The 7,432-nt window shown below is 68.9% G+C and carries 7 protein-coding genes and 1 rRNA gene; 3 read left to right on the top strand and 5 right to left on the bottom strand.

The window, feature by feature from the left end:
* Window positions 1-88 (bottom strand): 16S ribosomal RNA (locus tag ACGFRB_RS16675); the annotation flags it as partial.
* Window positions 89-887: 799 nt separating this feature from the next.
* Window positions 888-2,609 (bottom strand): AAA family ATPase, encoded by a 1,722-nt coding sequence (locus ACGFRB_RS16670; RefSeq protein WP_393243643.1) that lies wholly within the window; start codon window positions 2,607-2,609, stop codon window positions 888-890.
* A gap of 230 nt (window positions 2,610-2,839) precedes the next feature.
* Between ACGFRB_RS16670 and ACGFRB_RS16665 the strand changes: the two genes are divergently transcribed.
* Together ACGFRB_RS16665 and ACGFRB_RS16660 are read left to right on the top strand one after the other, a co-directional pair.
* Window positions 2,840-3,109: a type II toxin-antitoxin system Phd/YefM family antitoxin gene (locus ACGFRB_RS16665; protein WP_381310553.1), complete on the top strand. Its 270-nt coding sequence runs from the start codon at window positions 2,840-2,842 to the stop codon at window positions 3,107-3,109.
* Complete coding sequence (locus ACGFRB_RS16660; RefSeq protein WP_393243641.1) at window positions 3,102-3,365, top strand: type II toxin-antitoxin system RelE/ParE family toxin; 264 nt, start codon at window positions 3,102-3,104, stop codon at window positions 3,363-3,365. The genes ACGFRB_RS16665 and ACGFRB_RS16660 overlap by 8 nt, the downstream gene beginning before the upstream one ends.
* A 132-nt stretch (window positions 3,366-3,497) precedes the next feature.
* Here the strand turns inward: ACGFRB_RS16660 and ychF are convergent, their stop codons facing one another.
* Window positions 3,498-4,586, bottom strand: a complete 1,089-nt coding sequence (gene ychF, locus ACGFRB_RS16655) for a redox-regulated ATPase YchF (protein ID WP_393243639.1) — start codon at window positions 4,584-4,586, stop codon at window positions 3,498-3,500.
* 149 nt (window positions 4,587-4,735) lie between these two features.
* On the opposite strand from ychF, the gene ACGFRB_RS16650 reads away from it, so the two are divergent.
* The gene (locus ACGFRB_RS16650) at window positions 4,736-5,389 is read left to right on the top strand and encodes a DUF6542 domain-containing protein (RefSeq protein ID WP_393243637.1); all 654 of its coding nucleotides are present in this window, start codon (window positions 4,736-4,738) and stop codon (window positions 5,387-5,389) included.
* Between the two features lie 107 nt (window positions 5,390-5,496).
* On the opposite strand, the gene ppgK is transcribed toward ACGFRB_RS16650, so the two are convergent.
* Both ppgK and ACGFRB_RS16640 read right to left on the bottom strand, forming a co-directional pair.
* Window positions 5,497-6,264, bottom strand: a complete 768-nt coding sequence (gene ppgK / locus ACGFRB_RS16645) for a polyphosphate--glucose phosphotransferase (RefSeq protein ID WP_393243635.1) — start codon at window positions 6,262-6,264, stop codon at window positions 5,497-5,499.
* Between the two features lie 122 nt (window positions 6,265-6,386).
* On the bottom strand, window positions 6,387-7,403 hold the full coding sequence (locus ACGFRB_RS16640) for a 4-hydroxy-3-methylbut-2-enyl diphosphate reductase (protein WP_393243633.1): 1,017 nt from the start codon (window positions 7,401-7,403) through the stop codon (window positions 6,387-6,389).
* Window positions 7,404-7,432: the final 29 nt, after the last annotated feature.

Below are 7,432 nucleotides of genomic sequence, written 5' to 3'. Positions count from 1 at the left end.
TCCACCCCGAAGGGCTTCATCGTTCGACTTGCATGTGTTAAGCACGCCGCCAGCGTTCGTCCTGAGCCAGGATCAAACTCTCCGTGAATGTTTACTCGGCCAGTAAATTAATACAGCCGGTGCAACACACACGAGAGCGGAACAGTCAGGCCGGAATGTGGCCGACTGTTCACAGCGTCCTCGCTGTGCGCCTTCCTCGCGGAAGGACTTTTTCAAAGGAACCTCGACCATCCGAAGATGGACGGGGTATCAACTAATCTGGCGTTGATTTTTGGCACGCTGTTGAGTTCTCAAGGTGCGGACGCTTCCTTTGTACTGACCCTCTCGGGCTTTCCTCCGGGCGCTTCCTTCGTTTCCGACTCTATCAGATCTTTCCGATCCGATTTCCTCGGTGCTTTCCGGTCCCGGTCGCTTTCGCTTCCGTTCCCTTCCGGCGTTTCGAGCTTATCAGACCTTTTCGATCCGATCCGCTCCGCGCTTTCCGTTCCTTCAGGCTTTCACCCTCGGGCCCTTTCGGCGCTTTCCGACTTTATCAGACCCTTTCGGCTCCGATTCCCGGTCGGCGGGATTTCGTCTTCCCGGCCGCTGGGCGGCCGTTCCGACTGGTGAGACTTTAGCGGATTCCCGGCCCCCGAGCTAATCGGCGGCTGCGTCCGAAGCTCGAACGCGGATTCCTCATTTCGCAAGAAAAACGGAACGCATGACGGGACGACGAATCGACACCCTCAGGCGTAAGTGGTTCTTGCGGAATCGCTGTCCGGGGCCGGCCGGGGCCGGTGCTCACGTCGGACAACTCGGAGAACAGTACGGATCAGAGAAGCCGGTGTCAAGCCCCTCCCAGGGCCGGTCCGTCCCGTCCCGGCCCCGGCACACGCGGCGCCGCTCGGTCAGCGGTCTGGCGTGACGCTCTCCATGAGCTCCTGGTGGGCATCCATGACATCGCCCACGTGCAGCAGGATGAGCTCGGCCTCCGACGGGACTCCCGAGCTTCCGTGCACGTCGTAGACACGAAGGTCCCGCACCGCGGCGGCCCTCCGGGCGATTTCGCGCGCGAAACGGCCGTTTCCGAGCCGGTCGATCGTGCCGTCGGCGACGACGAGGTCGCAGGACGCGCGCAGCGCGACCGCCGCCTCGTCCGTCAGTGCGTCGCCCTGGGCGCCCACGAACGATTCCGCGATCCGCGCCAGCTCGTCGGCCGAGTAAGAGGGGAAGTCCACCCGTGTGCTGAAGCGGGAGGCGAGGCCCGGGTTGGTGGACAGGAGGCCGGCGATCTCGTCCGGATACCCGGCGAGCACCACGACCAGGCGGTGCCGGTCGTCCTCGGCCCGCTTGAGGAGCACCTGCAGGGCCTCCTTGCCGAAGGCGTCGCCACCGGAGTACCCGGTGTTGGACAGGGCATACGCCTCGTCGATGAAGAGAACACCGTCCAGGGCCTCGTCGATGATCTTGGACGTCTTGATCGCCGTCTCTCCGAGGTGCTGGCCCACGAGGTCGACGCGCTGGGCCTCGACGACGTGGCCCCGGGCCAGCAGGCCGAGCCCCGCGAAGACCTTGCCCACCACACGGGCGACCGTGGTCTTGCCCGTTCCGGGCGGCCCGGCGAACACCAGATGCTGGGGTGACGGTGCTGCGGCCAGACCCTGGTCACGGCGGATCATCGCCATCCTCAGCTGTGCCGACATGCTCCGCACCTGGCGTTTCACCGGGGCCAGGCCGACCATCCCGTCCAGTTCGGCCATCGCCTCGTCCAGCAAGGCCGAGCGCTCCTCGTCGCTCAAGGTGCCGTCGGCGGATTGCGCACCCTGTTCCCGTACGGCACCGGCCGCCTGGGCGGGCACGCGCTCAGCGGGTGTGGGCGGGACCACCGCCCTCGCCCGCTGAGCCACATCCGCCAGGGTCGGGCTGTACCGGAAAGCGGTCTGGAACTGCTTCAAGGCGTCCTCGTCCCGACCGAGCTGCTCGTACGCGAGGCCTCGCAGATAGGCGGTCTCCCCGAGGAACCCGGCGTTGTCGGTCAGCGCGCGCGGGAGTGGGCTCAACGCGTTGAGCGCCTCGTGGGACACCGATTGGGCGATGAGGCCGGCCGCGACCCAGAGCTGCGACTCGTCCCGCAGGAAGGAGTCCTGGATTCCTTCGGCGAAGGTCTGGAGAAGGGGCCAGTCCTTCTTCATCAGGGCATAGCGCGCGCAGACGAAACGGGTCTCGTCGCAGTCGAGCATGGCGTGGGAGAGCATGCTCCACGCCTGATCGGGCAAACCGTCGTCCAGGAGCTTCGCCGCCCTCGCCAGCCACAGGTCGCGGGGCCGCTCCAGACGGAAGTCCACGTAGCCCCCGATCATGAACCGGGAGGACAACGGGGTCTGCAGCTTCGTGCGCAGGGCCCCGAAGGAGTGCGCCTGAGCGTGCATGGTCTCGATCGCCTGGCCCTGGAGCTGTCCTGTGGCATGGAGTCCCAGCCAGGCGTCGGCGGCCAGCGGGTTCTGCGTGGCGGCCTCGTGAAAGGCCGCGGCCGCGGCCGCCCGATTGCCCTGCCTCAGCTGCGCGACTCCCTGGAGCCACGCTTGTTCGCACTTCTTGATCGAACGCCGTGATACGGACGGCCCCTGCACCCGGGTCTCCCTGCTGTCGTCGGCTGCCCCAGGATCCGCCGGCATCCGGCCGGGCGGGCTGGTTCACCCGCCCAGTGATACCCGACCGTCGCCTTCCCCGGGACCGCATCGGCGGCACGGCCCGGCTTCATCCAGCACCCATCCGGCACGGCGCGGGTTCATCCGGCGCATCCGGCACATCCAGCACCGAGAGGTGGTGTACACATGGCACACTCGGTACGCTTGAGCGCATGACGCAGCCGCTGCCCATAGAGTCCATCCGCGACGTGCGCGCCCACCTGGCGGAAGTCGTAGAGCGTGCGGACCGCGACGACGTGCCCACGGTCATCACGCGCCGAGGCAAGCAGGTCGCCGCCGTCGTCTCCATCGAGGTGCTGCGCAAGTACCAGGAATGGGAAGAGCGCGAGATCAACCGGATCATCGACGAGCGCATGGCCAACCCGGCCCCCGGCATCCCGATCGAGGACGTCATGAGGGAGACGCTGGCGCGCGGTGAGTGAGTACCGAACCGTCTTCCGCCCCGAGGCGCAGGCCGAGCTTGGGAAGATCCCCCGTGACATGGCGCTGCGCATCCTGGCCAAGCTGACCGAGCTGGAGAGGGATCCCTTCGGCTTCCATACGACCGCACTCGTCTCGCAGCCTGAACGCCGTCGCCTGCGAGTCGGCGACTACCGAGTCGTCTACACGATCGACAACGGGGAGCTGGTGGTCTGGGTGGTTCACGTCGGACACCGCTCCACCGTTTACGCCACCTGATATCGACTGAACCGGCGTCGGAATATCCAGCACCTCTCCAGCGCGGTGACGACGAAGGGGCCGGCTCCATCAGGAGCCGGCCCCTTCCGGCCTGCACGCTTGGCGGATCACCCAGCGTCAGTAGCAGATCGATCACACGTTGAAGCGGAACTCCACCACGTCGCCGTCCTGCATGACGTACTCCTTGCCCTCCATGCGGGCCTTGCCCTGGGCGCGGGCCTCGGCGACCGAGCCGGTGGCGACCAGGTCGGCGAAGGAGATGACCTCGGCCTTGATGAAGCCCTTCTGGAAGTCGGTGTGGATGACACCGGCGGCCTCGGGGGCGGTGGCGCCCTTCTTGATCGTCCAGGCGCGGGATTCCTTCGGGCCGGCCGTCAGGTAGGTCTGCATGCCGAGGGTGTCGAAGCCGACGCGGGCGAGGATGGCCAGGCCCGGCTCCTCGGCGCCGACGGACTGGAGCAGCTCCATGGCGTCCTCCTCGTCCAGCTCGGCCAGGTCGGCCTCCAGCTTGGCGTTGAGGAAGATCGCCTCGGCCGGGGCGACAAGGGCGCGCTGCTCGTCCTTGAAGGCCTCGTCGGTCAGCTCGTCCTCGTCGACGTTGAAGACGTAGAGGAACGGCTTGGTGGTGAGCAGGTGCAGGTCGTGCAGCAGCTCGGCCTTCTCCGAGCCCTGGACGATCCCCTGCGAGAAGAGGGTGTCGCCGCGCTCCAGGATCTCCTTGACCGCCTCGACCGCCGCGACCTTCGGGCCCACGTCCTTCTTGATCCGGGACTCCTTCTGGAGGCGCGGCAGGACCTTCTCGATGGTCTGGAGGTCGGCGAGGATCAGCTCGGTGTTGATCGTCTCGATGTCGTCCTTCGGCGAGACCTTGCCGTCGACGTGGACGACGTTCTCGTCCTTGAAGGCGCGGATGACCTGGCAGATGGCGTCCGACTCGCGGATGTTCGCCAGGAACTTGTTGCCCAGGCCCTCGCCCTCGCTCGCGCCGCGCACGATGCCCGCGATGTCGACGAAGTCGACGGTCGCCGGGAGGATGCGCTGCGAGCCGAAGATCTCGGCGAGCTTGGTGAGCCGGGGGTCGGGCACGCCGACGACGCCGACGTTGGGCTCGATCGTGGCGAACGGGTAGTTGGCCGCCAGCACGTCGTTCTTGGTCAGGGCGTTGAACAGGGTCGACTTGCCGACGTTCGGCAGGCCGACGATTCCAATCGTGAGCGACACGGTGGCGACTTCCCTAGAAGCAGTGGATGCGAATGCCCCCAGTTTACGGGCGCACGGAACCCGGCCCCGACGGCGCTCTTCGCGCCAACGTCACCCAAAGGGCGTGTCCCGAACCCGGTATCCGGCCCATTCCGACCTACGTTGGTGGTGTGGAGCAGCAGCACAGGACACGTAAATCGCCGGCCCGCCGCCCTGCCGCGGGCCGGCCGCAGAGCCCCCCGGCCCCGCCCGGCGCCCTCGTGGAGGGCGCGGCGGTCTACCGGGTCGCCGCGAAGCCGCGCCCGGGCCGGCCCAGGGTCGAGCGGCCCGAGCCCCCGGTGGCCGCGGCGCTGCGCGGGCTGCCCCACCCCCGGCTCACCGGGCTCGGCGCGGGGCTGTTCGCCTCGGCGGTCATGCTGGTGATCGGGTTCCTCGACTGGCTGCTGTTCGACGGCTCCGCCGCCTTCTTCGGCCTGCTCTTCCTACCGGTCAGCGCGCTGACCGCGGCCTGGGTGCGGCCCGCCGACCTGGTCACGGCCCCGATCGCGGTCCCGATCGCGTTCGCCGTCGGTGTAGTACCCGTCTCGGGCGGTACGGGCGGGGTCGGCGGCCAGGCCATGGCCCTGGTGACGGCGCTGGCCGTGCACGCCGGGTGGCTGTACGGGGGCACGCTCGTCGCCGGTGTCATCGCGAGCGTACGCAAGGTGCGGGACATGAACCGGCGCCAGCGCGGCGCCACCGGCGGACCGGGGGGAACAGGCGGCGGGCCCGGCGGGCAGCCTCCCGTACGGCCGGTACGGCGTCCCGCCCCCGAACGGAGTTAGCGCCCGCGTTCCCCGGGAGAGGCACCCCGGGCCCCGCCGTCCGGGCCGCGTTCGCCCCTCGGCCGTCCCCGGGTCGTCTCCCGGCTGTGCCGCGCCGCGTTCGACCTCTAAAGCGCCCCCGACGCCGTCCGCGCCGCCATCGCCGCACCGACGATCCCCGCGTTGTTCTGAAGCTGCGCCGGGATGATCTCCGCCTCGATGCCCTCGATCAGCGGCAGGAACTTGTCGGCCTTCCGGCTGACGCCGCCGCCGATGATGAACAGTTCCGGCGAGAAGAGCATCTCCACGTGCGCCAGGTACTTCTGGAGCCGCCGGGTCGCCCAGTGTTCCCAGGTCAGCTCCTCGTCCTCGCGCGCCTTCGACGAGGCGCGCTTCTCGGCGTCGTGGCCCTTGAGTTCCAGGTGGCCCAGTTCGGTGTTGGGGACGAGGACGCCGTCGCGGAAGACGGCCGAGCCGATGCCCGTACCGAGGGTGAGGAGGATGACGGTGCCCTGGCGGCCCCGGCCCGCGCCGAAGGACATCTCGGCGATGCCGGCGGCGTCGGCGTCGTTGAGGACGGTGACGGGCAGCCCGCCGAGGCGGTCGCCGAGGAGCTTGCCGGCGTCGACGCCGATCCAGTTCTTGTCGACGTTGGCGGCCGTGCGGATCGTGGAACCGGTCACGACGCCGGGGAAGGTGACGCCGACCGGCCCCGACCAGCCGAAGTGGCTGACGACCTCGACGACGCGGCCCGCGACGTCGTCGGGCGTCGCGGGCTGCGGGGTGAGTACCTTGTGGCGGGGCTGGGCGAGGTCGCCACGGGTCAGGTCCACGGGGGCGCCCTTGATGCCCGAGCCGCCGATGTCCACGCCGAAGACGTTGCCGAAGACGTTCATGGACTCCACGTTACGGGCAGGAGCGCTCCGTCACTGCTCGACGGGCGAGCCGCTTCCGCGGTGTGCGCCCCGCACCGCCGGGCGACGGGCGGGGCGGGGCGCCGGACCGTGCTCCGGGCGGGTCACTCCTTGCCGAGGGACTCCGCCACGGCCCGCAGGTTCTTGTCGCGCAGCTCCTTCGGCAGCGAGAAGGTCAGCGTCTCGTCGGCCGTCTTGACCAGCTCGACATCCAGGTAGCCGCGCTGCGACAGCCACTCCAGGACCTCCTGGACCAGCACGTCCGGCACCGACGCGCCCGAGGACAGGCCGACGCTGGTGACACCCTCCAGCCAGCTCTCGTCGATCTCGCTCGCGAAGTCGACGAGGTACGCGGCGGGGGCGCCGGCCTGGAGGGCGACGTCGACCATGCGCTGCGAGTTCGAGGAGTTCTTCGAACCGACGACGATCACCAGCTCGGCCTGGCCGGCCAGCTCCTTGACGGCGATCTGACGGTTCTGCGTCGCGTAGCAGATGTCGTCGGACGGCGGGGAGATCAGCTCGGGGAAGCGCTCCTTCAGCGCGCCGACCGTCTCCATGGTCTCGTCGACCGAGAGGGTGGTCTGGGAGAGCCAGACGACCCGGGACGGGTCGCGGACCTCGATCTTCGCGACGTCGTCGGGGCCGTCGACGAGCTGGATGTGGTCGGGGGCCTCGCCGGAGGTGCCGATGACCTCCTCGTGGCCCTCATGGCCGATGAGGAGGATGTCAAAGTCCTCGTTGGCGAACCGCACGGCCTCCTTGTGGACCTTGGTGACCAGCGGGCAGGTGGCGTCGATGGTGGCGAGCCGGCCGCGGCGGGCCTCCTCGTGCACGGTCGGGGCGACGCCGTGCGCGGAGAACATCACGATGTTGCCCGGCGGGACCTCGGTCGCCTGGTCGACGAAGATCGCGCCCTTCCGCTCCAGGGTGCGTACCACGTACTTGTTGTGGACGATCTCGTGCCGGACGTAGATCGGGGCGCCGTACTGCTCCAGGGCCTTCTCCACGGCGATCACGGCACGGTCCACACCCGCGCAGTAGCCGCGGGGGGCGGCGAGCAGGACACGCTTCGGGCGGGCGGACGCGGGCGTCGACGCGGGCGTTGCAGTCATGCGTCCCATCGTAAGGCCGCGCCGGTCGGCGTTTTGGT

The organism is Streptomyces sp. NPDC048718 (assembly GCF_043198875.1).
In the GTDB taxonomy this organism is placed as follows: domain Bacteria; phylum Actinomycetota; class Actinomycetes; order Streptomycetales; family Streptomycetaceae; genus Streptomyces.
This window is presented reverse-complemented; position numbering and strand designations above follow the sequence as displayed.

What these genes read in the sequence shown, in the direction of transcription:
- ACGFRB_RS16665 (WP_381310553.1), top strand. Translation starts at nt 2,840, where the DNA reads ATGACGCAGCCGCTGCCCATAGAGTCCATCCGCGACGTGCGCGCCCAC.
- ACGFRB_RS16640 (WP_393243633.1), bottom strand. Translation starts at nt 7,403, where the DNA reads ATGGGACGCATGACTGCAACGCCCGCGTCGACGCCCGCGTCCGCCCGC.
- ppgK (WP_393243635.1), bottom strand. Translation starts at nt 6,264, where the DNA reads ATGAACGTCTTCGGCAACGTCTTCGGCGTGGACATCGGCGGCTCGGGC.